Raw genomic sequence first — 24,620 nt, forward strand, 5'->3', positions numbered from 1 at the left:
GACGGGGAGGAAGGGGGAAGCGGGCCTCCGTCGCGCGAGCAGGGCATGGTACTGGTCAACGTGCTATTGCTCGTCGGGCTGGCGGCTGCGGTGCTGGCGATCATGGTGGCGGGGGACGATGCGGGGCTGCAGCGCGCCACGCGCATGGCCGAGGCCGCGCAGGCCGCGCAGATCGCGCGCGGGGGCGAGCTTTCGGCGGTGGCGGCGCTGCGGCGCGACATGGTGCAGGCGCCCGATCAGGACGATGCGACCGAACCCTGGGCCAATATCGACGAGAAGGGTGCCGCGATCGAGGGTGGGCGCTTCGCGATGACGGTGGCGGACGCGACCGGCAAGCTCGACCTCAATGCGCTGACCCGCGACGATCCCGTCGCCAAGGGGCGGCTGGCGACGATGGCGGGCGCGCTGGGGCTGACGCCGGGCACGGCCGAGCGGATCGCGGGATATCTGCTGATCGCGGGACCCGTCGCCGATCTGGCGGAACTGGGCGCGGCGGGGCTGACCCCCGGCGAGATCGCGAAGCTGGCACCCTTCGCCACCGCTTTGCCGCTCAGGACGAGCATCAACCTGAATGCCGTGCCGGAGCCCTTGCTCGCCCTGCTGCTCGACAATCCGGCGGCGGCGCGCGGGCTGGTCGCGCGGCGCACGCGCAACGGGCGGCTGACGCGCGACGATTTCTCGCTGGAGCAGGCGGCGATCCCGCCCGGCTGCGGCTTCGCCTCCAGCTTCTTCTGGTCGGTGGCGGAAGCGCGGATCGGCGGGACGAGCCAGCGGCTCACCAGCCTGATCGAGCGCCGCAAGACCGAGGACGGCAAAGCCCTTGTCCAGGTCGTGGCGCGATGGCGGGGCCGCGCACCGCTGCAGGCGCCGCTCATCCCCTCCAGGCCATGAAGACGTTACGGAGTACGAACGAAGAAAATCGTTACAATACGGGTGTGTAACGGTTCGCTTAACGCTTATTTCACCACCTTCCTTTATCTTCGGGGTCGTTGAAGGATCTCTCGTTTGTCGAGGGATCACTCGCATTGAGCGATCATGCATTTGGCGGCCCTTGGCGTTGAGCCGGGCAGGCGGGGTGAAATAGTGAGAGTGATGCTGAACCGCGCTGGCCTGGCCGGCGCCATGATGCTCGCGTGCGGGCTTCTGACTTCCTGTGGCGGCGGCGGGGGTGGCGGTAGCAGCGGCACCGCGAGCCCCGCGGCCGTGGACAACAGCGCCGCGCAGGCTGCTGCTGCGGCGGCGGCTGCGGCCGAAAAGGTCGCCAAGGAAGCGGATGCGGACCGGCTCGCCCGGCAGGCCACCTTCGGCCCGACGACGGCCGTGGTCGACCGGATCGTCTCGATCGGCGCCTCGGCCTGGATCGACGAACAGCTGGCGGCCAATGACAGCACCTATGCCGATGTGGCGGGCTGGGTGTCGCTCGACACCTGCGCCAGCGCGGACAATGTCTGCAACCGCCGCTATTTCAGCCGCGAACTGGTGGCGATGCGCTTCTACCAGAATGCGCTTTCCAAGCCCGATCAGCTGCGCCAGCGCGTGGCCTTCGCGCTCTCCCAGCTGCTCGTCACCTCCACGCTGGATACCAGCAATGCCTCGGGCATGGCGGGCTATCAGCAGGTGCTGCTGAGCAACGCGCTGGGCAATTATCGCGACCTGCTGATGGCGGTGACGCTGAACAGCTACATGGGCGCCTATCTGGACGTGGCGGACAGCAACAAGGCCGCGCCCTCCGAAAATTATGCGCGCGAGATGCTCCAGCTGTTCACGATGGGGCCGGACCAGCTCAACATGGACGGCACGCCGGTCAAGGATGCGACGGGTGCTACCATCGCCAATTATTCGGCCGACGACATCAAGGGCATTGCCCGCGCGCTGACCGGCTGGACCTATGCCCATGCCAATGGCGGCGGGATCAACGATTACAATTCGCGCGATTATGCGCAGCCGATGATCGTGGTGCCGGGGCGCTACGACACCGCCGCGAAGAGCTTTCTTGGCGTGACGGTGCCGGCGGGCGCCTCGCAGGCGGACAGCGTGGCGGCGGCGGTGAATGCGGCGTTCAACAACGCCTCGACCGCGCCCCACATCGCGCATTTCCTGATCCAGCATCTCGTCACGTCCAACCCGACGCAGGCCTATGTGGCGCGTGTCGCCGCCGTGTTTGCCAACAATGGCAGCAACGTGCGCGGCGACATGAAGGCGGTGGTGCGCGCGATCCTGACCGATGCGGAGGCGCGCGGCGCCAACAAGACGGGCGACAATGCCGGCAAGGTGAAGGAGCCGGTGCTGCTGATGACCGGCATCGGCCGCGCGATCGGGATGACGACCGACGGCTACGCCTTCACGGCGCGCGACGGCAGCCTCGGCCAACAGGTGTTCCAGGCGCCCTCCGTCTTCAATTTCTATCCGCCCGATTTCCCGCTGCCGGGCAGCACGACGCTCGTCAGCCCGGCCTCCAAGCTGCTGACGACGGGCTTTTCGGTGCTCCGCAGCAACCTGGCCTATGACTGGACGGTGGGGGCCGCCACCACGCGCGGCGAGTTCGCGGTGAACAGCGCGATCTACGGCTCCACCGGCAGCTCGATCGACTGGTCGGCATGGGAAGCGTTCGGCACGGATATCGACGGGATGATCGATCGCATCGATTATCTGCTGATGAACCGGCAGATGAGCGCGGCGCAGAAGGCTGCGCTGAAATCCGCGGCGACCCCGATCACCGACGCCACCCCCTCGCTCCAGGCCCGCAAGCGCGCACAGGCGATGCTCTACGCGGTGCTTTCCAGCCCCTTCTTTCAGGTGGACCGCTAATGGCCATGGATTTTTCCCGCCGCGATTTCGCGAAGCTGCTGGCCGGCGCCGGCGTGAGCGCCGCTTTCTGCCAGCTCGGCCGGTCGGCCGCGATCGCCGCCCCGGTTTCGGGCTACAAGGCGATGGTCGGCATCTTCCTGTTCGGCGGCAATGACGGCTGGAACATGGTCGTGCCGACCGACTCCACCCGCTACGCCGCTTATGCCGCCACGCGCGTGGCCAATATCGTGCTGCCGCAGGCCAATCTCACGCCGCTGGCGGGCAGCACTTACGGTCTCCACCCCTCGCTCGCGCCGCTGAAATCGGTGTGGGACGAGGGCGGGCTGAACGTGGTGCTGAATGCGGGCACCCTGTTCCAGCCGCTGACCAAGGCGCAGTATAACGCCAGCCCGAACCTGCGCCCGGTCAACCTGATGAGCCATGCCGACGAGCAGGCGCACTGGCAGGGGCTGCGCGCGCGCGACATCAATGTCGACGGCTTCATGGGGCGCCTGAGCGATCGGGCGGCGCAGGCCTCGATCCCGTCGCTGATCTCGTTCGGCGGCAGCCAGCTGGCGATGCTCGGCAAATCGACCTCGCCGCTGGTGCTTCCGTCATCGGGCCTCGTCTCCCAATATGGCACGGCGGGCAATTCGGCCGACCCGGTCGTCTTCGCGCGCGCCAATGCCGTCTCCGCCTTCGCCGATGGCGCGGGGCAGGGCGCGGTGACGCAGACGACCGCGACCGGGCTCAGCTCGGCTTACGCCCAGGCGGTGCAGGCGAACACGATCCTGTCCGCCACCAGCACGGTGGACCAATATTTCACCAACCCGACGACGGGCGCGGCGCTCACCAGCGATGTCGCCCGCCAGCTGATGCGCGTGGCGCGGATGATCGAGGCGCGCAGCACATTGGGCCAGAGCCGCCAGACCTTCTTCGTCACGCATGGCGGCTACGACACGCATGCCAACCAGATTTCGGTGCAGGGCGCGCTCTTCACCGATCTGGCCAATGCGATGCTGGGCTTCAACAAGGCGATGAAGGCGCTGGGCCTGAACGAGAACGTCACCTGCTTCACGATGAGCGATTTCGGCCGCGTCTATAAGGGCAATGCGCAGGGCGGCAGCGATCATGCGTGGGGCAACAACCATCTGGTGATGGGCGGCGCTCTGAAGCCCAAGCAGGTGATCGGCACCTATCCCTCGCAGGTGATGGGCGGGGTGGACGACGTCTCCAATGACGGGCGCTTCATCCCGACGATCAGCCAGGAGGAATATATCGGGGCGATCGCACGCTGGCATGGCGTGGCGGACGCGGACCTGCCCTACGTGTTCCCGAACTGGGCGACGTTCAATGGCGGCGGGCGCGGGCCTTTGGGGCTGTTTCAGGGGTAGCCCTCCGACGAAAATCACCATCGTCATTCCCGCGAACGCGGGAACCCAGCAGCAACCGTTGAGCTGGGTTCCCGCGTTCGCGGGAATGACGATGGGAGTGGAGTGAGCGAGGCCAACGCCCCTCGCCATACCGCCGCCCCCGCGTTAGGAGCGGGGGCGATGACCACGCTCGACATCCTCGTCCTCCTGCTGCTCGGCGGCGGCGCGATTCTGGGGGGATTGCGCGGATTCGTGAGCGAGGTGCTGTCGCTGTTCGCGTGGGGCTTCGCGATCTTCGCGCTGAAGATGCTCCATACGCCCGCCACGAAATTCCTGGCCCCGCTCATCGGATCGGGCGGCGGTGCCGCCGTCGTCGCCTTCGTCTTCATCTTCGGCCTCGTCTTCTTCGGCGGGCGGATCGTGGCGGACATGGTCGGCAGGCGGACGCGCAGCTCGGTGCTGGGGCCGATCGACCGGCTGCTGGGCTTCGGCTTCGGCGCCCTCAAAGGCCTGCTGATCGCCACCGTCGCCTATCTGGGCATCAACCTCGTCTACGACGTGTGGGCGGGCAAGGACGCCCAGCGGCCCGAATGGCTGCGCACCTCGCGCACCTATCCGCTGCTGAGCGCGAGCGGGCGGGCGATCATCGAATTCGTGCATGTGCGCCGCGGCGATACGACCAAGCAGGATTATCGGCTGGACAATGCCCAGTCGAACGGCGCGGTCTGATGGCGGCGGCGACCCTCTATAACGCGACGATCCTGCGGCTGGCGGCGAGCATCCCGCATCACGAGAGGCTGGCCGAACCCCAGGGCACGAGCGAGCGGCGCTCGCCCGTCTGCGGCAGCCGCGTGACGGTGGACGTGGCGCTGGACGGCGAGGGGCGGATCGCGGAGATCGGCCTGCTGGTGCGCGCCTGCGCGCTGGGGCAGGCCTCGGCCTCGCTGATGAGCGCCCACGCAATCGGCCGCAACGAGCCGGAGCTGGCGGAGGCGCGCGACGCGCTGACCGCCTATCTCGCGGTCGAGCGGGACGATCCCGGCGCGTGGCCCGGCCTGGAGATTTTCGAACCGGCGCGCGCGCACAGCGCCCGCCACGCCTCGATCCGCCTCGCCTTCGAGGCGGTGGCCGAGGCGGTGGCGCAGGCGCGTCGGGCGGACGCGGCATGACGGAGGAAAGCATTCGCGACGGCATCGTGATGCTCGGCGCGGCGCTGGCGCTGGTGCTGCTGTTCCGCCGGCTGGGGCTGGGCGCCACGCTGGGCTATCTCATCGCGGGCGCGATCATCGGCCCGCATGGTCTGCATCTGGTGGGCGATGCCGAAGGCAAGATCGGCGTCGCGGAACTGGGCATCACCTTGCTGCTGTTCGTGGTGGGGCTGGAACTCAATCTGACCCGACTGTGGCGGCTGCGGCGCGACATCTTCGGCTTCGGGGCGGTGCAGGTGGTGGCGTGCGGCGTCGCGCTCTCCGCGATCGTCTTCTATTTCACCGGCTTCTCGATGGCGGCCGCGATCGCGCTGGGCCTGCCTCTGGCGCTGTCCTCCACCGCGCAGGTGCTGCCGATGCTGCAGTCGGCCGGGCGCCTGAACACGCCGTTCGGCGAGCGGGCCTTCTCGATCCTGCTGTTCCAGGACCTCTCGATCGTGCCGCTGATCACGATCATCGCGGCGCTGAGCCGGGCGCCGGCCGATCCGTCCGCGCCGCCGGGCTGGCTGCTCGCCGTCTATACGGTGGTGGCGGTGGTCGGGCTGATCGCGGTCGGCCGCTATGCGCTCAATCCCCTGTTCCGGCTGATCGGGCGGCTGGGCGAGCGCGAACTGTTCGTGGCGGCGGGGCTCTTCACCGTGCTCGCGGCGGCGGGGGTGATGGACTATTTCCACCTCTCGACGGCGCTCGGCGCGTTCGTCGCGGGCGTGATGCTGGCCGACAGCCCCTATCGGCACGAGCTGGAGGCGGATGTCGATCCGTTCCGCACGATCCTGCTCGGCCTGTTCTTCGTCGCGATCGGCATGATGCTGGATCTGCACGCGATCGCCGAGCGGCCCCTGTTCGTGATCGGGCTGGCGATCGCGGTGGTCGTCATGAAATCGACGATCATCTACGGGATCGGGCGCCTGTTCCGCCTGCCGCATCGCCAGTCGGTCGCGCTCGGTTTGCTGCTGAGCCAGGGCGGCGAATTCGGCTTCGTGCTGTTCGGGCAGGCGCAGGCGGCGATGCTGGTCGCGCCCGAGGCGGCGAGCCTGCTGGGCGCGGTGGTGACGCTCTCGATGGCGACCACGCCGTTCCTGATAATGATCGCGCGCCGCTTCTACGAGGCGCGGGTCGATGCCGGTTCGCACGCCGAGCTGGAGGGGCTGGACGGCGGCGCCAAGCCGAGCGCGATCATCGTCGGCTACGGGCGCTTCGGCCAGACCGTGGCGCAGATGCTGATGGCGGCGGATTTCGAGACGACGATCATCGATTCGGATGCGGAGATGATCGATGTCGCCGCCCGCTTCGGCCTGAAGGTCTATTATGGCGACGGCACGCGGCTGGACCTGCTGAAGCAGGCCAATGCCAAGGATGCGCGCGCGATCGTGTTCGCGATGGACAAGGATCAGCTGAGCCGGGAGGAATTGCAGCTGGCGCTGAAGACGTTCCGCCAGGCCTCGATCTTCGTGCGCGCTTATGATCGGCGGGCGCTGATCGAATATAAGGATCTGGATACGGCGGACGTGATCCGCGAGGTGTTCGAATCCGCGGTGGTGATGGGCCGCCGCGCGCTTTCTTCGCTGGGCGTGGACGATCAGAAGGTGGCCGAGATCGAGGCGGCGTATCGCACCAAGGACAAGGCGCGTCTGCGGATCCAGCTGGAAAAGGGCCTGTTCGCGGAAGAGGCCCGGTCGATCGCATTCTCATCCTCCCCTCCGCCCGGCGAGCAGCGCGCGCCATGAGCCTGCCCCTGATCGGTCGGCTGGCGGCGCTCTCCGGTGCGGTGGCGGTGGCGGCCGGCGCCTATGGCGCGCACGGAGCGACGGGCGTGGCGGCCGAATGGCTGAAGACGGGTGCCGTCTATGAGATGGTGCATGCCGTCGCCGTGCTGGCGCTCGCGCTGGCGGGCATGGCCGGGATCGGCGCGTGGGCGATGCTGGGCGGCAGCGCGATCTTCGCGGGCACGCTCTATGCGATGGCGCTGGGCGCGCCGCACATCTTGGGCGCCGTCACCCCGCTGGGTGGCCTGGGCATTATCGCGGGCTGGCTGTTCGTCGCCTTGCGACGCTGATGGGCTTGCGTCTGTATCAGCGGCTGGTGGAGCCGGTGCTGGCGCTCGCGCTCCGCAGGAAGCGGCTGGCGGCGCTCGGCTTCGACGGGGCCGTGCCCGAAATCGCGATCGACTGGCGGCGGCCCGCCGACTGCCGCGAGCCCTGCCCGCTGGTGAAGGATCCGACGCCGCGCCTGATCGAGCGTTACGTCTCGCCGCGTGCCGGCGCGAACGAGCGCACGCGGCTGATGCCGATGGTGATCGATCTGGCGGATTATCCCGACGCGAAGGCGTTCGACGCGACGCTCAAGGCGCGCTCCTCGCGCACGTTGCCCAAGATCCGCAAGGCGGAGCGGGCGGGCTATGCGGCGCGGCCCTTCCTCATCCAGAACCACGTGCATGACGTGCACGCGATCCGCACCTCGATGCGAATGCGGTCGGCGGGGCCGGTGCTGGATTACTGGTTTCTGAAACCCGAGCATATCGCCACCCCCGCGACCGAGCTTTACCAGTTCGGCTGGCCGACCTGCCCGATGCACTGGATCATCTGGTGGGGCGTGTTCCTGCCCGAGCCCGGCCACAAACAAGGCGAGGTGGAGGTGGGCGAGCGGCTGGTGGCGTTCGTGAAGATGTGGCGGATGGGCGATATCGGCCATTACACCGAGATCATGGGCCACAAGGACCATCTGGATCAGGGCGTGATGCAACTGCTCCACCGCGCGATCACGCAGGCGGCGATCGCGGGCGAGGCCGAGGCGATGCGGGGCATGCGCGTGCTGCTCTACGGCGCGTTGGAGCATGGCCGGCCGGGCCTGCTGACGTGGAAGAAGCGCGGGGGGTTCAGGCCGGCGCGATTGGTGGGAGCGGACTGATTTCGAGGCGTCTGGCCCCGGCGTGAGTCCGTCGTCCGTCAAGCCTGTGCCATGCTGCCGATCGCGGGTTGCCTGCTGCCCGGCGGGTGGCCCCACCGGGCAGTAAAGACGTCAACCCTTGGCGAAGCGGACCGTGGTTCGCCGGCGCATCGCGGCGCCGAGCAGGCCGAAGCCCGCCACCATCATCGCCCAGCTGGCCGGCTCGGGGACTGCGGACGGCGCCGCCTGGCCGATATGCAGCGAGATCGAATCGGCCGCCGACGTGTAGGTGTAATTGCCGACGATCAGTTCCATGCTGGCGATCGTGAGGAACGTGTAGGTGGCGGCCGAATTGACCGCACCGCCGCTCACGAAACCGAGCGGCAGGAAGATCTGCATCGGGGTGAAGCCGGTGTTGAAACCGAACGCCGTGCCCGTGCCACCTGACGTGGACGTGTTGAGCTGGCTGCCGAATATGCTCGGCCCGGTAAAGCCGGTGTAGCCCTCAATGGTCTGCCCGGCCTGCCCCACGAACAGGAAGGCATTATCCCGCCCGCGCACCGTATTGCCGCTCGTCCGCTGTACGCCGGTAGAAACAAGGCCCGTCAGGTCGAGCGTGCCGATCACCTGCATGAGTACGCCGCCACTCGTCTGGCTGACATAGATATCGACGGCAGCATCGGCGGCCGTGCTGGTGAGCGCCAGCGCGGTGGCAGCAGCGAGAATAGCAATTTTCACGTATGTTCTCCCCCCTTGAATCGGCCGCATTCGATGGTCGATCCCCAGCAGGGCTAACAGATAGTTAGCAAAAATAAAGCGCAACTATTGAGCGCGGTTAAAATCCGAATAGCGGCACTGTACTTGAACAGGATTTATACTGCCGAATCGGCCTTATCATTCTCATCTAAACAGGCGGGCCGATTTCCTTTTCGCGAGGGCGTGGCGCGTTCCGGCCCGTGCTTGCGACGACGGATACCGATTTAGCGTTCCCCATCCAGAAAACGCGCCACCTCGGCCAGATCGACATCCTTGGCGAGGAAGGTCTGGCCGATGCCGCGCGCGAGCAGGAAGGGGAGCTTGCCGCCTTCCATCTTCTTGTCGTGCGCCATGTGGGCGACGAGCGTCGCGCCGTCCGTATCGACATGCGCCTCCGACAGCGTGGAGGGCAGGCCGGAGCGGGCGAGATGGAAGCCGACGCGGGCGGCATCCTCCTCGCTGCACAGCCCTTGCGCGGCCGAGAAGCGAAAGGCGAGCGCCGTGCCGCAGGCGACCGCCTCACCGTGCAGCAGCACGTCCGAGAAACCCGTCTCGGCCTCGAGCGCGTGGCCGAACGTATGGCCGAGATTGAGGAGGGCGCGGCGGCCGCTCGTCTCGCGCTCGTCCTCGGCGACGATGCGCGCCTTGGAGGCGACCGAATAAGCGATCGCCTCGGTCAGCGCGGCGGGGTCGCCCGCCAGCACGTCGTCGCCGTGCGTCTCGCACCAGTCGAAGAAGGCGGCATCGTCGATCAGGCCGTATTTGACGACCTCGGCATAGCCGGCGCGCAGCTCGCGCGGGGGGAGGGTGGCGAGGACGGCGGGATCGATCAGCACCATGTCCGGCTGGTGGAAGGCCCCGACCAGATTCTTGCCGGCCGCGCTGTTGATCGCGGTCTTGCCGCCGACCGAGCTGTCCACCTGCGCGAGCAGGCTGGTGGGGATCTGCACGAAGCCGCAGCCGCGCTTCAGGATGCTGGCCGCGAAGCCGACGAGATCGCCGATCACGCCGCCGCCGAAGGCGACGATCCGGTCGCTGCGCTCCACGCCCAGATCGATCAGCCGATCGGTGAGCCGCTCCAGCATCGCCCAGCTCTTGGTGCCTTCACCGGCCGGCAGGATGATCGTCTCGAGCGCGATGCCATCCAGCCCGGCGGCGAGCGCGGGCAATTGGGCGGCGGCGACAGTCTCGTCCGCGACGATGACGAGGCGCCCGCCGCGCGCAAAGCGGCCGATATGGGTGGAGGCCTGAGCCAGCAGGCCCGATTCGATGAGGATCGGATAGCTGCGGTCGCCCAGTCCGACCGTGATTTCCTTCATGCGACCCATGCCCTCACATCAATGCTTTCACGCCAATGCTTTTACGATCGCCTCGACCGCCGCCGAATGGGGCAGGGGCTGGCTTTTGATATGGATGTGCGCCTGCGCGTAGATCGGATTGCGGATCGCGGCGAGATCGGCCAGCGCCTCGCGCGGATCGCGGCCGTTGAGCAGGGGGCGGGAGCCGGGACGGCGGCGGACGCGATCGGCCAGCACATCGATATCGGCATCCAGCCACACGGCGGTGGCGCGATCCAGGATCAGCCCGCGCGTGACCTCGTTCATGAACGCGCCGCCGCCCGTGGCGATCACCTTGGGCCGCCCCTCGATCAGGCGCGCGATCACGCGCCGCTCGCCCGCGCGGAACTCGGCTTCGCCATAGCGCGCGAAAATCTCGCTGATCGACAGGCCGGCGGCGCTTTCGATCTCGTGATCGGAATCGACGAAGGGCAGGCCGAGCCGGCCGCTCAGCCTCTTGCCGATCGTGGATTTGCCGACGCCCATCAATCCGACGAGGACGACCGAACGGTCTGCCGCATGGCGGCGGGCTGCAGGGACTGCGGACATGGCGGGGGCTATACACAGCCGCCCCGCCTCGGGCAAAAGCCCCCTGCGTGGCGCCCGGAGGCGCCGTCGAACTGGTAAAGTGCGCCGCGATGCGATCCATCAGGATCGGCATCCGGCGATGGGAGATATGATGCCGCGTCCGCTTTTGATCCTGATCGTGCTGATCGTTATCCTCGCAGGGGGGCTGTTCGCGCTCGCCTCGCTCGATCGCGAAGTGCCGCAGGTGCGGGTCGAACGGCCGCTCAGCAATGAAGCGGCCAAGTAAGGCGCACATCGCGCTCGTCGCCGCGCTTCTGGCCGGCGGCGCGCTGATCGCGCCCGCGATCGGGCAGCAATCGCCCGAATCGCTGCTGCCGCCGGGCTTCAACAGCCCACCGCCACCGGCCCCGGCCGCACCATCCGCTCCCGCCGCGCCCGCGTCGAGAGGAAGCGCGCCTGCGGCCGCGTCGCCCGCGCCGTTGCTGCCGGATGCCCCCGCCGCGCCGCCGACGGAGCTGCCGCTGGACGGCATGGCCAATGCGTCCGATGCCGCGCCGCCGCCCCCGCCCGAGGAATTGCCCCCGGCCGCGCGCCGCCCGCTCGACCGGATCGGGATCGACGCCGGCTATGGCGCGCAGGCGTTCGGCGAAGTGGACGGGCGCTACCTCACCACGCTGATGCGGCTGGTGCAGACGCCGATCGCGTCGCGCTGGGCGGAGATCATGCTGCGGCGGATGCTGCTCGCGCCGACGCCGGCCCCCGCGGGCGAGGGCGATGCGGACTGGGTGGCGGATCGCGCCGCGCTTCTGCTGCGGATGGGCGAGGCGGATGCCGCGCGCGTGCTGGTCCAGGGCGTCGACGTCGAGAATTTCAGCCCGCGCCTGCGCCGCGTGGCGATGCAGACGGCGCTCGCCACGAGCGATCCGGCGGGGCTTTGCCCGCTGCCGAACGGGGCGGAGACGATCGGCAGCCAGCCGATCTGGCCGATGGTGCGCGCGATGTGCGCGGCGATGTCGGGCGATCTCGCCACCGCCAACGCCACGATCGGCCGTGCGCCGCCCGGCGATCCGATCGATCATGCGCTGGCCGAGCGGATCGTGGGGGCGGGCGGCGGCGGCCGGCGCGCGGTGACGATCGACTGGACGGCGGTGGATACGCTGACCGACTGGCGGTTCGGCCTGGCGACCGCGCTGAACCTGATCATCCCGCAGGCTCTGCTGGATGCGGCACCGGCCTGGTTTCAGGGCTGGCTGGCGCGTGCGCCGATGCTGGCGGCGGCCGACCGGGTCGCGCCCGCGCGCGCGGCGGCGGTGCTGGGCACGGTCTCGTCGAGCGAACTGGTCGATCTCTATGGCCGGGTGATGGACGAGGCGGGTGATGTCGATACGCAGAGCCCGTCCGGCCGCCTGCGCGCCGCCTATCGCGGCGACGACGATGCCGCGCGTCTGACGGCGATGCATGCCTTGTGGGACAAGGGCGTGGGCGATGCCGAGCCGACCGAGCGCGATCGTTATGCTTCGCTGATCACGACGGCGCGGGCGGCGGGGCGGATCACGCCTTCCTCCGATCGTGAGGATGATCTGGCGAACCTGCTGGGATCGATGTTTTCGGCCGGGCTCGACACGCAGGCCAATCGCTGGGCCGGGGTGATCGGGCAGGCGAGCGGCGACGAGGCGGATCGCGCCTGGGCGATGATCGCGGTGGGCGCGCCGCGCCCAGGCGTGGCGATCGATGCCAAGCGCGTGCGCGCGATCGCCAAGGCGGCGGGCGACGACGGCAAGCACCGGGTGGCGATGCTGGTGGCGGCGCTGGCGGCGGAAGGGCGTCTGTCGTCGGCCGATGCCGCGCAGATCGCGCAGGATCTGGAGCTGCCGCTGTCGGCGCGCACCGCCTATGGCCGCGCGCTGGATCGGGCGGTGACGGACAATCAGCCGGGCACGGTGGCGATGCTGGTGGCGACCGGCATGCAGACGCCCGCGTGGAGCGGCGTGGCGCCGGCGGATTTCTATCGGATGATCGGGGCGCTGCGGGCGGTCGGGCTGGATGGCGAAGCGCGGATGATCGCCGCCGAGGCCATGACGCGGTTATGACCGAGGCTGCTGACAGGCAGCTGATCGATCGCTTTCTGGAGATGCTCGCGGCCGAGGCTGGGGCCGCGCGCAATACGCTGATGGCCTATCGTACCGATCTGGAGGGGGCTTCGGCGCATCTGGAAGGGCGATTGGGCAGCGCCGATGCCGCGGCTCTGCAGGGGCTGGCGGAGGAGTGGATGCCGCTGGCCCGCTCGACCGTGGCGCGGAAGTCCTCGGCCCTGCGGCGCTTCTTCGGCTTTCTGGCGGAAGAAGGCCTGCGGGCGGACGATCCCTCGGAGGCTCTGCCCCGGCCGGGTGCGGCGCGGTCCCTGCCCAAGGTGCTGGGGCATGAGGATGTCGATCGGCTGTTCGCGGCGATCGACGCGCGGCTGGCGGCGATGCCGACGCCCAATGCGCTGCGTCTCTCCGCTTTGTTCGAGCTGCTTTATGGGTCCGGGCTGCGCGCGACCGAACTGGTGTCGCTGCCGCGCAACGTGATGCGGGGGGACCAGCCCTTCCTGATCCTGAAGGGCAAGGGCGGGCGTGAGCGGCTGGTGCCGCTCTCCGATCGTGCGCGCGCGGCGGTAGCGGCTTACGTGGCGACGCTGCCGCCGGGCGGGCTGTGGCTGTTCCCCTCGGGCAAGACCCATCTCAGCCGGGTGCGGCTGTATCAGCTGGTGCGCGAGCTGGCGGGCGAGGCGGGGATAGCGCCCGACCGGATCAGCCCGCACGTGCTGCGCCACGCCTTCGCGACGCATTTGCTGGAGGGGGGCGCGGATCTGCGCGCGCTGCAGACGATGCTGGGCCATGCCGATATCGCGACCACGCAGATCTATACGCATGTGGATAGCCGGCGACTGGTGGAGCTGGTCAATGCGCGCCATCCGCTGGCGGATCGGGGGCGGGTGGATTCCTAGCGCCTCTCCACCTCCGTTCATGCTGAGCCTGTCGAAGCACTGTCCTTGCTTCTCCGCTGCCTTGGAAAAGAGAAGGACGGCCCCTTCGACAGGCTCAGGGCGAACGGAGCGGGTGGGGCCTTGGAAGGCCGCGAACATTGACGGGCGCGCCGGCTGTCCCTAACCGCCCGGCCTTATGGTCGCCTTCCTCGATTTCGAGAAACCGGTCGCCGAGCTGCGCGCACGTATCGACGAGCTGCGCGAGACGGCGGACGCCAACTCCACCCTGAAGATCGACGCCGAAGTCGCGAAACTGCAGCAGCAGTCCGACAAGGCGCTGCGCGATCTCTATGCCAAGCTCACGCCCTGGCAGAAGACGCAGGTGGCCCGCCATCAGGAGCGGCCCCACTTCAAGGATTATGTCGCCGGAATCGCGAGCGATTTCATGGTGCTGGCGGGCGACCGCGCTTTCTCCGACGATCAGGCGATCATCGGCGGGCTCGCGCGCATCGGCGGGCGCCGGGTGATGCTGATCGGCCATGAGAAGGGCGATGATACGGCCAGCCGCATCCGCCACAATTTCGGCATGGCCAAGCCCGAAGGCTATCGCAAGGCGATCCGCCTGATGCAGCTGGCCGAGCGATTCGGCCTGCCGGTGGTGACGCTCGTGGATACGGCGGGCGCCTTCCCCGGCGTGCAGGCGGAGGAGCGCGGCCAGGCCGAGGCGATCGCGCGCTCGACCGAAATGTGCCTGGAACTGAAGGTGCCGATCGTCGCGGTGATCGTGGGCGAGGGCGGCTCGGGCGGTGCCGTGGCGCTGGCGGGCGCGAATCGCGTGCTGATGTTCGAGCATGCCATCTATTCGGTGATCTCGCCCGAGGGCGCGTCCTCGATCCTGTGGCGCACCGCCGATCGCGCGGCGGACGCGGCCGAGGCGATGAAGATCACCGCGCAGGATCTGGAGAAGCTGGGCGTGGTCGACCGGATCGTGCCCGAGCCCGTGGGCGGCGCGCATCGCGACCGGCCCGCCGCCATCGCCGCGCTGGGCGCCGCGATCGGCGAGGAACTCGCGACGCTGGAGGCGATGTCCCCGGCCGAGCTGCTGCGCGCGCGGCGGGACAAGTTCCTGGCGATAGGCTGAAGACAGGCCAAGGTTTTACGGATGCTCGCCGCACTCCTGCGTTCGCAGGAATGCGGTGGAGGGTGCGCCCGCCGTTTCGACGTGGCAAAAAGAAAGGGCCGACGCGGTTTCCCGCGCCGGCCCTCTTTCCGTTCAGAAGATCAGAGGATCTTACTGAGCGTTCATGTTGTTCGAGACGTTGCTGAAGGTGTTCTTCAGCTTCGTGCCGAGCGTGGACATCGCGCCGATGGCGGCGACGGCGATCAGGGCCGCGATCAGGCCGTATTCAATGGCGGTCGCGCCCTTGCTGTTCTTCAGGAAGTTACGGATCTTCATCATATCATTGCTCCTCGCAAGCCCATGTACCGAATCGATGTCTGCCTTGACCCGCCAGCCCCCGGCTCATCGTGACAGCGATGACCCCTATAGGGAGGCAGGGGTTTCCGAACATTTAATGCTAAGAAAGTTTGCGGCTGCCGCCCGGTGTCAGGAATTGGGCGTGACGGCGGCGACCTTGTTGGACATGTTGCCCCACAGATTTCCGGTCGCCCCGCCCACGCTGGAGATGCCGGCCACGATCGCGATCACGATCAGCGAGACGATCAATCCATATTCGATCGCGGTCGCCCCGCGCGCATCGCGCCACAGCTTCCGTCCCAGCCTGACCATGCCTATGCCCGTATTCCGTTCATGCAGGGCGCTTCGTAATGATCCCGAGTAAAGAAAGCTTTTCGGCCGATCGGCTGCTGGTGGTGGCCGCCGCGATGGTGGATGCGGACGGCCGCGTGCTGGTGCAGCGTCGGCCCGAGGGCAAGCCGATGGCGGGCCTGTGGGAATTTCCCGGCGGCAAGGTGGAGCCGGGCGAGACGCCCGAATCGGCTTTGGTGCGCGAACTGGCCGAGGAACTGGGAATCGAGACGTGGGACAGCTGCCTCGCGCCCGCCGCCTTCGCCAGCGAGCCGCTGGGCGGCCGCCACCTGATCCTGCTGCTCTACGTGTGTCGCAAATGGCGCGGCATCCCGCAGCCGCTCCACTGCCCGGAACTGCGCTGGGTGCGGCCGATCGACCTGCACGGGCTGGAGATGCCACCGGCGGATCGGCCGCTGATCGGGCTGCTGGAAGCGCTTTTGTGAGAATGCGCCTGTCGGCGCAGGGCGGCACCGGCCCGCTCCCCCACCCGACCTCCCAATCAGCTTACTCTGTGGGAGGTCGGGTGGGGGAGCGGGCCGGTGCCGCCCCGGTTCAGCAAAGCTGAACCGGCACTAGGACGTGGCCTTGAGCGCAGCGGCGAGGCTGGCTGTGGCCGATCCGCGCCTGGCGGGCTGCGGCTGATTGGGGCCGGGAGCCCAGCCGGTGAGGAACATCAGCGTGAAGCGCTCGCGCGTGCGGCCGTCGGGATCGGCGCGTTCGGCGAACAGGCGGGCGATCTCGGCCAGGCGCGCGCGGCCGAGCGCGGGCGGATGCTGGCCCGACAGCTGGTTGCCCGCTGCCATGCCGCGCAGATCGGCCATCAGGCGCAAAGGCGAGCCGTAGCGTACGTCCATCGCCTCGCTGTCCGCCACGGGCAACACGAAGCCCGCGCGCATCAGCAGGTCTCCGGCGGCGGGCACGTCGATCTGGGGATGGAAGCGCTGGGGCATCGCGCCGTCCGCCGCGGCATCGGCGGCGCGCACGACATCGCGCAGGGTGGACAGGCTGCCGGCGCCGAGGAAGGCGGCGAGCAGCAGCCCGTCGGGCTTCAGCACATGGCGGCACTGGATGAGCGCGCCGGGCAGATCGTTGACCGTGTCCAGCACGCCCGCCGAAATGACGAGATCGAAGCTGGCGGGGGCGAAGGGCAGGCGATCCTCGTCGCATTGCACGCCGCCCGCCGCCGAGGCGAAGCGCGCGCCCGCATCGGCGGGGGTCACTTCGATGCCGCGCGCGCGCAGTTCGCGGGTGAGCGTGCCGTCCGCGCAGCCGAGATCCAGCGCAGTCCTGATCGGACGGGTGACGAAATCGAGCCGATCGAGCAGGCCCTCGATCATCGCCTCGCGCAGGAAGGCGTGGTCGGCGAAGTTCGGGGCGGCACGATCGCGGCGGAGGGCGCGCAGATGGCGGTCGAAAATGTCGGGAGGGTAGGTCACGCGCGCGCTTGTGCGCCCGGCCGGGGGCGCGGCACAAGAGCGGGATGGGGATTCGGGGCTTTTCCGAAAGCGGTTCGTGCTGAGCGTGTCGGGCGACTGTTTTTCTTCTCCCGCAGGGTGGGAAAGGTGAGAACGGCACCCTTCGACTGCCTGCTAAGGCAGGCGCTCAGGACAGGCTTCGACAGGCTCAGTGCGAACGGGGTTGGGGATGTCGGTTCAGCTTCAACACGTGTCCCGTGCCCTGCTCCGCCGCGTGGTGGACTACGCCCTCCCGCCGCGCTGTCCCGGCTGCGGGGTGATCGTGGCGGACGATCATGCTTTCTGCCTCCCCTGCTGGCAGGCGCTGGATTTCCTCGGTGGGCCGGCCTGCGCGGTCTGCGCCGAGCCGCTGGAGCTGGCGTTGCATGCCGATTCGCGCTGCGGGGCGTGCCTCGCCGATCCGCCGCCGTTCGATCGGCTGCGCGCGGGCGTCGCCTATGGGCCGATCGCGCGCGCCCTGGCGCTGAAGCTCAAGCATGGCGGCCGGGCGGGAATCGCGCGGACGATGGCGCGGCTGATGGCGCGCGCGGTGGGACCGCAGGAGGCGGGCGTGCTGATCGTGCCGGTGCCGCTCCACCGGCGGCGGCTGTGGTGGCGGGGCTATAACCAGTCGGCGCTGATCGCCCGCGCTCTGGCCATGCAGGTGGGCGGCACGGTCGCGATCGATGCGCTGCGGAGGACGAAGCGCACGCCCCTGCTGCGCGGGCTGGGGCCGGTGGCGCGCAGGCGGGCCGTGTCGGGTGCGTTCGCGGTGGATCCCTCGGCCAAGGCGCGCGTGAAGGGCGCGCGCATCCTGCTGGTGGACGATGTCTATACGACCGGGGCGACCGTCGTGGGGTGCGCGAAGGCGCTGAAGCGCGCGGGAGCGGCGGAGGTCTCGATCGCCTGCTGGGCGCGGGTGGTGAAGGGCCGGGATGAGACGGAAGCGTGACGATCCGTTGACAATCGGGCCTGCGCTCATAGGTCGTGGGGCCATCAGGAGCGTGCGCATGGCCAAGGTCGAAATCTACACGAAAATGTTCTGCGGCTATTGTTCGCGGGCCAAGCAGTTGCTGACGGCCAAGGGCGTCGACTTCGAGGAATATGACATCACGATGGGCGGCCCCAAGCGCGGCGAGATGCTGGATCGCGCACCGGGCAGCACCACCGTGCCGCAGATCTTCATCGACGACGCGCATGTCGGCGGATCGGACGATCTCGCCGCGCTGGAGCGGGCGGGCAAGCTCGATCCCCTGCTCGGGCTCTGATGCGCGCGGCGATCTTCCAGACGACGACCGGCATCGATCCGGCGCGGAATGCGGCCGCCCTGGTGGCGGCCGTGGCCGAGGCGAAGGCCGGCGGCGCGGACATGCTGTTCACGCCCGAGATGAGCGGGCTGATCGATCGCGACCGCGCGCGGGGCGCCGCCTCGATCCGCGACGAAGCGGACGATCCCGCGCTGGCGGCGGTGCGCGAGGCGGCGGCCGAGGCCGGGATCTGGGTGCATCTGGGATCGCTGGCGCTGGCGGGCGGCGAGGGCGGCCGCTTCGTCAATCGCGGCTTCGTGATCGACGATACGGGCGCGATCCGCGCGCGCTACGACAAGATCCATCTGTTCGACGTCGATCTGCCGACCGGCGAGAGCTGGCGCGAATCGGCGGCCTATGCGCCGGGCACGCGCGCGGTGGCGGTCGATACGCCGTGGGGGCGGTTGGGCCTTTCGATCTGCTATGACATGCGCTTCCCCGATCTCTATCGCGCGCTGAGCGATGCGGGCGCGACGATCCTCGCGGTGCCCGCCGCCTTCACCGTGCCGACGGGCAAGGCGCACTGGCATGTGCTGCTGCGCGCGCGCGCGATCGAGGCGGGCGCGTTCGTGGTCGCCGCCGCGCAGACCGGGCGGCACGAGGACGGGCGCGAGACCTATGGCCATTCGCTCGCGATCGATCCGTGGGGCGAGGTGGCGCTCGACATGGGCGAGCCGGCGGCATTGGGCTTCGTCGATCTGGATCTGGGCCGCGTGGCCGATGTGCGCGGCCGCGTGCCCGCGCTCGCGCATCGGCGGGCGATCGGGCCGGTCGAGGTGGCGGCATGATCGTGTTCGATCTGCGCTGCGACGGCGGCCATGTGTTCGAGGCGTGGTTCGGCTCGACCGGCGATTATGAGGGGCAGCGGGATCGCGGCCTCGTCTCCTGCCCGATGTGCGGATCGGGCGAGGTGGACAAGGCGGTGATGGCGCCCAACGTGGGGCCGAAGGGCAATCAGCTGCCGGCGCCCGTGCGCGCGCCGGCCGCGCCCGTGTCGGTGCAGGGTGGCGGCCCGGCCCCGGCCGAGATCAAGGCGATGCTCACCGCGCTGGCGGAGGCCCAGGCCAAGGCGCTGGAAGGCAGCGAGCATGTCGGCAAGAGCTTCGCCAGGGAAGCGCGCGCGATCCACGAGGGCGACGCGCCCGAGCGCATCATCCACGGCGAAGCCACGCCGGATGAGGCGAGGGCGCTGGTGGAGGATGGCGTGCCGGTGGCGCCTCTGCCGTTCCCGGTCGTGCCGCCGGGGCGGCTGCAATAGGACATAAGGCTACCTTAAATCCGTTCGTGCTGAGCGAAGTCGAAGCACGTGCTGCACACGACATCGCTTGAAGCCCGTCCTTCGACTTCGCTCAGGACGAACGGATTTCTTTGAGGGATCGCAGGATCTAACCTGACGGCAAGGCTTCCAACCTAGACATCCGCAAAGCGCTTCCACGCCGCGCGATCCCGCAGTAAAGCAACCGCGCGTGGTTCCGTAGCTCAGCCGGATAGAGCGCCACTTTCCTAAAGTGGGCGTCGGGGGTTCGAGTCCCTCCGGGACCACCAATTTCCTCTCTTGCCGATCGGGCTGCCGCGGTGCGGACTATGCCGCGATCCTGCGCAACATCCATTTGCGATGCGAATTGACAACGTTTACCGTCGTTTCATGGCCCTCGCGCCCACATCGATCGAATGCCCTCTTGACACCAGCGGTCAAGGCTAAGCATGGTAGCGCTATCAAGATCAAAATTAGGCGAGGATATGCAGGAATTGGTGTTCTCGACAGGCGAGATGCCGGCAGGCGATTGGCGCCGGGGTCTCTATCTGGGGCGGATCGAGACGGCGGCGGGGCCCAGCCCCGTGCTGGTGCGCGACGGCATCCTTCATGACATGTCCCGCGTCGCGCCGACGACGGCGGACCTGATCCGCATTCGGGGCTGGGAACAGCAGGGCGGACAGGCCCTCGGACCTCTTGAGGACGTGGTGACGGGGGCCGCCGGTGCGCCGACCCTGCTCAGTCCCGTGGACCTGCAATGCGTGAAGGCGGCGGGCGTGACCTTCGCCGTCTCCGCGATCGAGCGCGTGATCGAGGAGCGCGCGCGCGGCGACTACAATGCCGCCGCCGCGCTGCGGGGACGGCTGGAGGCGCGTATCGGTGGTTCGATCCGCTCGGTCGTGCCGGGATCGGACGAGGCGGCCGCGCTGAAGGCGACCCTGATCGAAGAGGGCATGTGGTCGCAATATCTGGAGGTCGCGATCGGTCCGGATGCGGAGGTGTTCACCAAGGCGCCGATCCTCTCGACGATGGGCTGGGGTGCCGAGATCGGCATCCGCTCCGATTCCTCCTGGAACAATCCCGAGCCCGAGATCGTGATCATCGCCGATCGCGATGGGGTGCCGGTGGGTGCGACCCTCGGCAACGACGTCAATCTGCGCGATTTCGAGGGGCGATCCGCGCTGCTGCTGGGCAAGGCGAAGGACAATAACGCCTCCTGCTCGCTCGGGCCGTTCATCCGCCTGTTCGACGATGGCTTCACGATGGACGATGTGCGCGCGGCGCAGGTGGATCTCGTGATCGAGGGCACGGACGGCTATCGCCTGACCGGCGCCAGCAGCATGGCCGAGATCAGCCGCGATCCCGAAATCCTCGTCGCCCAGACGATGAGCGAGCATCACTATCCGGACGGCTTCGCTCTGTTCCTCGGGACCCTGTTCGCGCCGATCGAGGATCGCGACGAGCCGGGGCGCGGCTTCACCCACAAGATGGGCGATGTGGTGAGCATCGCGACGCCCTCGCTCGGCCGGCTCGTCAACCGTGTGACCAGTTCCAAGGCGGCGCCGCCGTGGAGCTTCGGCGTGGGGGATCTGATGCAGAATCTGGCCGGGCGGCAGCTTCTGGCGCCGGGGGACGCGGCATGAGCGGCGCGATCTATCCCAGCCTGCGCGACAAGCGCGTGCTGGTCACCGGCGGCGGCAGCGGCATCGGCGCCGGGCTGGTCGAGGCGTTCGTGCGGCAGGGCGCGCGCGTGGCCTTCTACGATCGGGTGGACGAGCCCTCGGAAGCTTTGGTCGAGGCGCTCGCGCCCGATGCGGCGCACCCGGTGCTGTACGAGCATTGCGACCTGACCGATCTCGACGCGCTGGCCGCCGCAATTGGCCGGACGGAGGCGGCGCTGGGCGGGATCGACATCCTGATCAACAACGCCGGTAACGACGATCGCCACACGATCGAGCAGGTGACGCCCGCTTACTGGGACGAGCGGATGGCGGTGAACCTGCGCCACATGTTCTTCGCGGCCCAGGCGGTGATCCCGGCGATGAAGCGCGCGGGCGGCGGCGTGATCCTGAACTTCGGATCGATCAGCTGGCACCTCGCGCTGAACGAACTGATCCTCTACCAGACCGCCAAGGCCGCGATCGAAGGGCTCACGCGCAGCCTCGCGCGCGACCTTGGCCGCGACAATATCCGCGTCAACACGATCGTGCCGGGCAACGTCCAGACGCCGCGACAGGAAAAATGGTACACGCCCGAGGGTGAGGCCGAGATCGTGAAGGCGCAATGTCTGAACGGGCGGATCCAGCCGGCGGACGTGGCGGCGCTCGTGCTGTTCCTCTCCTCGGACGATGCGCGCATGTGTACCTCCCACGAACATTTCGTGGATGCGGGCTGGCGCTGATGGCCGCCGATGCGCCTCGCAGCCTCTGCTCGGTCGGGGCGACGCTCGGCGAGGGGCCGGTGTGGGTGGCGCGCGATGCGGCGCTGTGGTTCGTCGACATCAAGGAAAGCCGGCTCCACCGATTTCATCCCGAAACGGAGGTGCTGACGAGCTGGACGGCGCCCGCCGCGCCGGGCTGGGTGCTGCCCTCGGCCGATGGCGCCATGATCTGCGGGCTCAAGACGGGGCTGCATCGCTTCGGGCCGGAAGGCTTCTCGCTGCTGGCCGAGGTGGAGGCGCATCTGCCGGGCAACCGGCTGAACGACGCGACCGTCGACCATCGGGGCGGGCTCTGGTTCGGATCGATGGACGATGCGGAGGACCGGCCGACGGGGCAGGTCTATCATTATGCGGACGGCGATGTGCGGACCGTGTCGCTGGAGCCGGTCACGATCACGAACGGGCCGGCGCTCTCGCCTGACGGGCGCACGCTCTATCATGTCGATACGCTGGGTGGCGCGATCCATGCCGTGACGCTGGAAAGCGGGCGCGAGACGGTTGAGGCGCGCCTCTTCGCGACGATCGATCCGGCCGACGGCTATCCCGACGGGCCCACGGTGGATGCCGAAGGCTGCCTGTGGATCGGCCTGTTCGGCGGCTGGGGCGTGCGGCGCTACGACCCGGCGGGCAGGCTGATGGAGGTGGTGCGCTTCCCCGTCGCCAACGTCACCAAGATCGCGTTCGGCGGCGACGATCTGCGCACCGCCTTCGCGACGACCGCGCGCAAGGGGCTTGATGCCGCCGCGCTGGCGGCCCAGCCTTTGGCCGGGGATCTCTTCAGTTTCGATCCGGGAGTGGCCGGCTTGCCCACGCACATGATCGCCCGGGGGGAAACGGTCCCCCTCTGATCATTCGAACAACGATAAGGACAGACAATGGACAGGACAGAGGAAGGACACGTCAATCTCGGCTTCGTGGCCGCCATCGTGGCGGTGGCGACGATCGGCGGGTTCATGTTCGGCTATGACAGCGGCGTGATCAACGGCACGCAGGAGGGGCTGGAAAGCGCCTTCGGCCTGTCCAAGCTGGGCACCGGCTTCAACGTGGGCGCGATCCTCGTCGGCTGCGCGGTCGGCGCGTTCGCGGCGGGGCGGCTGGCCGATCTGCTCGGGCGGCGCACGGTGATGATGATCGCGGCTTTGCTGTTCCTCGTCAGCGCGTTGGCGGCGGGCGCCGCGCCTTCGTCGGCGGTTTTCATCATCGCGCGTCTGATCGGCGGTTTCGGCGTGGGCGCGGCGAGCGTGCTCTCGCCCGTCTATATCAGCGAGGTGACGCCGGCCTCGATGCGCGGGCGGTTGTCCTCGGTACAGCAGGTGATGATCATCACCGGCCTCACCGGCGCGTTCGTCGCCAATTACGTGCTGGCGCACTGGGCGGGCGGATCGCAGGCGCCGCTCTGGCTCGGCTATCCGGCGTGGCGCTGGATGTTCTGGATGCAGACGATCCCGGCTGCCGTCTATTTCATCGCTTTGCTGTTCATCCCGGAGAGCCCGCGCTTCCTGGTCGCCAGCAAGCGCGAGGCGGAGGCGGAGACGGTTTTGACCCGCCTGTTCGGCGCGGCGACCGCCGGGCGGATGGTGAGCGAGATCCGCGCCTCTCTGTCGGTGGATCACCGGCCGCGTCTGTCGGATCTGAAGGATGCCGGTGGCCGGATCCGCCCGATCGTGTGGGCGGGCATCGGCATCGCCGTGTTCCAGCAGCTCGAGGGCATCAACATCGTCTTCTATTACGGGGCGGTGCTGTGGCAGTCGGTGGGCTTCAGCGAGGATGACGCGCTGAAGATCAACATTCTCTCGGGCGCGCTCTCGATCGGCGCCTGCCTCGCGGCGATGGCGGTGATCGACAGGATCGGACGCAAGCCTTTGCTGCTGATCGGATCGGCCGGCATGGCGGTGACGCTCGGCATCCTGGCTTTCTGCTTCTCGACCGCGTCGATGGCGGGCGGCAGTCTGCACCTGTCGGACGGGATCGGGCGGACGGCGCTGGTGGCGGCCAACGCCTACGTGATCTTCTTCAACTTCAGCTGGGGCCCGGTGATGTGGGTGATGCTGGGCGAGATGTTCCCGAACCAGATCCGCGGATCGGCGCTGGCGGTGTCCGGCTTCGCGCAGTGGATCGCCAATTTCGGGATCAGCGTGAGCTTCCCGGCGCTGGCGGCGGGCGTCGGCCTGCCCGTCACCTACGGCTTCTATGCGGCGAGCGCGTTCGTCTCCTTCTTCTTCGTCCGCGCAGTGGTGAACGAGACGCGCGGCCGGGCGCTGGAGCAGATGACGGGCTGATCGGGTTGGCGCCGTCGGGGGAGCCCGGCGGCGCGCACCTTGTTTCGTTGAAGATCAGCGATATCGTACCCGTTCGTGCTGAGCCCTTCGACTGCCTGCCAAGGCAGGCGCTCAGGATAAACTTCAGCCCCTTGGGCTGAAGTCGAAGCCCGTGCTGCACGCGATGTCGCCTGAAGCCCGTCCTTCGACTTCGCTCAGGACGGGAAAATTTGCAGATAAGCGGGTTGTCTGA

General features: G+C 68.5%; 27 protein-coding genes and 1 tRNA gene. 22 read left to right on the top strand and 6 right to left on the bottom strand.

The window, feature by feature from the left end:
* Nucleotides 1–45: 45 nt before the first annotated feature.
* From HL653_RS07615 to HL653_RS07650, 8 genes are all read left to right on the top strand, one after another.
* Nucleotides 46–891, top strand: a complete 846-nt coding sequence (locus HL653_RS07615; RefSeq protein WP_171743989.1) for a type II secretion system protein GspK — start codon at nt 46–48, stop codon at nt 889–891.
* Between the two features lie 201 nt (nt 892–1,092).
* Nucleotides 1,093–2,808: a DUF1800 family protein gene (locus HL653_RS07620; RefSeq protein WP_171743990.1), complete on the top strand. Its 1,716-nt coding sequence runs from the start codon at nt 1,093–1,095 to the stop codon at nt 2,806–2,808.
* Between the two features lie 5 nt (nt 2,809–2,813).
* A complete protein-coding gene (locus tag HL653_RS07625; RefSeq protein WP_171743991.1) occupies nt 2,814–4,181 on the top strand; it encodes a DUF1501 domain-containing protein in 1,368 nt (455 codons plus the stop codon).
* 159 nt (nt 4,182–4,340) lie between these two features.
* A complete protein-coding gene (locus HL653_RS07630; protein ID WP_171743992.1) occupies nt 4,341–4,889 on the top strand; it encodes a CvpA family protein in 549 nt (182 codons plus the stop codon).
* Nucleotides 4,889–5,329 carry an iron-sulfur cluster assembly scaffold protein gene (locus tag HL653_RS07635; protein WP_171743993.1) on the top strand — a complete coding sequence of 147 codons (441 nt, stop codon included), beginning with the start codon at nt 4,889–4,891 and terminating at the stop codon, nt 5,327–5,329. Before HL653_RS07630 ends, HL653_RS07635 begins: the two co-directional genes overlap by 1 nt.
* Nucleotides 5,326–7,095: a cation:proton antiporter gene (locus tag HL653_RS07640; protein WP_171743994.1), complete on the top strand. Its 1,770-nt coding sequence runs from the start codon at nt 5,326–5,328 to the stop codon at nt 7,093–7,095. The genes HL653_RS07635 and HL653_RS07640 overlap by 4 nt, the downstream gene beginning before the upstream one ends.
* Nucleotides 7,092–7,424, top strand: coding sequence for a DUF423 domain-containing protein (locus tag HL653_RS07645; RefSeq protein ID WP_171743995.1), 333 nt, complete (start codon nt 7,092–7,094; stop codon nt 7,422–7,424). The genes HL653_RS07640 and HL653_RS07645 overlap by 4 nt, the downstream gene beginning before the upstream one ends.
* Complete coding sequence (locus HL653_RS07650) at nt 7,424–8,275, top strand: hypothetical protein (protein WP_171743996.1); 852 nt, start codon at nt 7,424–7,426, stop codon at nt 8,273–8,275. Before HL653_RS07645 ends, HL653_RS07650 begins: the two co-directional genes overlap by 1 nt.
* Nucleotides 8,276–8,386: 111 nt before the next feature.
* On the opposite strand, the gene HL653_RS07655 is transcribed toward HL653_RS07650, so the two are convergent.
* The 3 genes from HL653_RS07655 to HL653_RS07665 form a co-directional block, all read right to left on the bottom strand.
* On the bottom strand, nt 8,387–8,992 hold the full coding sequence (locus HL653_RS07655; RefSeq protein ID WP_171743997.1) for a PEPxxWA-CTERM sorting domain-containing protein: 606 nt from the start codon (nt 8,990–8,992) through the stop codon (nt 8,387–8,389).
* A gap of 242 nt (nt 8,993–9,234) precedes the next feature.
* Nucleotides 9,235–10,329, bottom strand: a complete 1,095-nt coding sequence (aroB, locus tag HL653_RS07660; protein ID WP_171743998.1) for a 3-dehydroquinate synthase — start codon at nt 10,327–10,329, stop codon at nt 9,235–9,237.
* 27 nt (nt 10,330–10,356) lie between these two features.
* Nucleotides 10,357–10,896: a shikimate kinase gene (locus tag HL653_RS07665; RefSeq protein ID WP_171743999.1), complete on the bottom strand. Its 540-nt coding sequence runs from the start codon at nt 10,894–10,896 to the stop codon at nt 10,357–10,359.
* 127 nt (nt 10,897–11,023) lie between these two features.
* On the opposite strand from HL653_RS07665, the gene HL653_RS07670 reads away from it, so the two are divergent.
* The 4 genes from HL653_RS07670 to HL653_RS07685 all read left to right on the top strand — a co-directional run bounded on the left by HL653_RS07670 (nt 11,024) and on the right by HL653_RS07685 (nt 14,984).
* A complete protein-coding gene (locus HL653_RS07670) occupies nt 11,024–11,161 on the top strand; it encodes a hypothetical protein (protein ID WP_171742662.1) in 138 nt (45 codons plus the stop codon).
* Nucleotides 11,145–12,965 (top strand): hypothetical protein, encoded by a 1,821-nt coding sequence (locus HL653_RS07675; RefSeq protein WP_171744000.1) that lies wholly within the window; start codon nt 11,145–11,147, stop codon nt 12,963–12,965. Before HL653_RS07670 ends, HL653_RS07675 begins: the two co-directional genes overlap by 17 nt.
* On the top strand, nt 12,962–13,864 hold the full coding sequence (locus tag HL653_RS07680) for a tyrosine recombinase (protein ID WP_171744001.1): 903 nt from the start codon (nt 12,962–12,964) through the stop codon (nt 13,862–13,864). Before HL653_RS07675 ends, HL653_RS07680 begins: the two co-directional genes overlap by 4 nt.
* A gap of 175 nt (nt 13,865–14,039) precedes the next feature.
* The gene (locus HL653_RS07685) at nt 14,040–14,984 is read left to right on the top strand and encodes an acetyl-CoA carboxylase carboxyltransferase subunit alpha (protein WP_171744002.1); all 945 of its coding nucleotides are present in this window, start codon (nt 14,040–14,042) and stop codon (nt 14,982–14,984) included.
* A 150-nt stretch (nt 14,985–15,134) separates the two neighbouring features.
* On the opposite strand, the gene HL653_RS07690 is transcribed toward HL653_RS07685, so the two are convergent.
* Together HL653_RS07690 and HL653_RS07695 are read right to left on the bottom strand one after the other, a co-directional pair.
* Nucleotides 15,135–15,302, bottom strand: coding sequence for a Flp family type IVb pilin (locus HL653_RS07690; protein ID WP_171744003.1), 168 nt, complete (start codon nt 15,300–15,302; stop codon nt 15,135–15,137).
* 147 nt (nt 15,303–15,449) lie between these two features.
* Nucleotides 15,450–15,632 carry a Flp family type IVb pilin gene (locus HL653_RS07695; RefSeq protein ID WP_171744004.1) on the bottom strand — a complete coding sequence of 61 codons (183 nt, stop codon included), beginning with the start codon at nt 15,630–15,632 and terminating at the stop codon, nt 15,450–15,452.
* Nucleotides 15,633–15,670: 38 nt separating this feature from the next.
* Here HL653_RS07695 and HL653_RS07700 point away from each other — a divergent pair, with 38 nt between their 5' ends.
* Nucleotides 15,671–16,096, top strand: a complete 426-nt coding sequence (locus HL653_RS07700; protein WP_171744005.1) for a (deoxy)nucleoside triphosphate pyrophosphohydrolase — start codon at nt 15,671–15,673, stop codon at nt 16,094–16,096.
* Nucleotides 16,097–16,225: 129 nt separating this feature from the next.
* Here HL653_RS07700 and HL653_RS07705 read toward each other — a convergent pair whose 3' ends face one another.
* A complete protein-coding gene (locus tag HL653_RS07705) occupies nt 16,226–17,089 on the bottom strand; it encodes a methyltransferase domain-containing protein (protein ID WP_253717690.1) in 864 nt (287 codons plus the stop codon).
* A gap of 208 nt (nt 17,090–17,297) precedes the next feature.
* Here HL653_RS07705 and HL653_RS07710 point away from each other — a divergent pair, with 208 nt between their 5' ends.
* The 9 genes from HL653_RS07710 (at nt 17,298) to HL653_RS07750 (ending at nt 24,388) form a co-directional block, all read left to right on the top strand.
* Nucleotides 17,298–18,059 (top strand): ComF family protein, encoded by a 762-nt coding sequence (locus tag HL653_RS07710; RefSeq protein ID WP_171744006.1) that lies wholly within the window; start codon nt 17,298–17,300, stop codon nt 18,057–18,059.
* 58 nt (nt 18,060–18,117) lie between these two features.
* Nucleotides 18,118–18,375, top strand: coding sequence for a glutaredoxin 3 (gene grxC, locus HL653_RS07715; RefSeq protein ID WP_171744007.1), 258 nt, complete (start codon nt 18,118–18,120; stop codon nt 18,373–18,375).
* Complete coding sequence (locus HL653_RS07720; RefSeq protein ID WP_171744008.1) at nt 18,375–19,202, top strand: carbon-nitrogen hydrolase family protein; 828 nt, start codon at nt 18,375–18,377, stop codon at nt 19,200–19,202. The genes grxC and HL653_RS07720 overlap by 1 nt, the downstream gene beginning before the upstream one ends.
* Nucleotides 19,199–19,672: a DUF1178 family protein gene (locus tag HL653_RS07725; protein ID WP_171744009.1), complete on the top strand. Its 474-nt coding sequence runs from the start codon at nt 19,199–19,201 to the stop codon at nt 19,670–19,672. The genes HL653_RS07720 and HL653_RS07725 overlap by 4 nt, the downstream gene beginning before the upstream one ends.
* 210 nt (nt 19,673–19,882) lie before the next feature.
* Nucleotides 19,883–19,959: transfer RNA gene (locus HL653_RS07730), tRNA-Arg, on the top strand.
* 195 nt (nt 19,960–20,154) lie between these two features.
* The gene (locus tag HL653_RS07735) at nt 20,155–21,312 is read left to right on the top strand and encodes a fumarylacetoacetate hydrolase family protein (RefSeq protein ID WP_171744010.1); all 1,158 of its coding nucleotides are present in this window, start codon (nt 20,155–20,157) and stop codon (nt 21,310–21,312) included.
* Nucleotides 21,309–22,070, top strand: a complete 762-nt coding sequence (locus HL653_RS07740; protein WP_171744011.1) for an SDR family NAD(P)-dependent oxidoreductase — start codon at nt 21,309–21,311, stop codon at nt 22,068–22,070. Before HL653_RS07735 ends, HL653_RS07740 begins: the two co-directional genes overlap by 4 nt.
* Entirely contained in the window at nt 22,070–22,957 is an 888-nt protein-coding gene (locus HL653_RS07745; protein WP_171744012.1) for an SMP-30/gluconolactonase/LRE family protein, read from the top strand. Before HL653_RS07740 ends, HL653_RS07745 begins: the two co-directional genes overlap by 1 nt.
* Nucleotides 22,958–22,984: 27 nt before the next feature.
* Nucleotides 22,985–24,388, top strand: a complete 1,404-nt coding sequence (locus HL653_RS07750; RefSeq protein ID WP_171744013.1) for a sugar porter family MFS transporter — start codon at nt 22,985–22,987, stop codon at nt 24,386–24,388.
* Nucleotides 24,389–24,620 lie beyond the last annotated feature (232 nt).

The organism is Sphingomonas sp. AP4-R1 (assembly GCF_013113735.1).
Taxonomy (GTDB): domain Bacteria; phylum Pseudomonadota; class Alphaproteobacteria; order Sphingomonadales; family Sphingomonadaceae; genus Sphingomonas_I.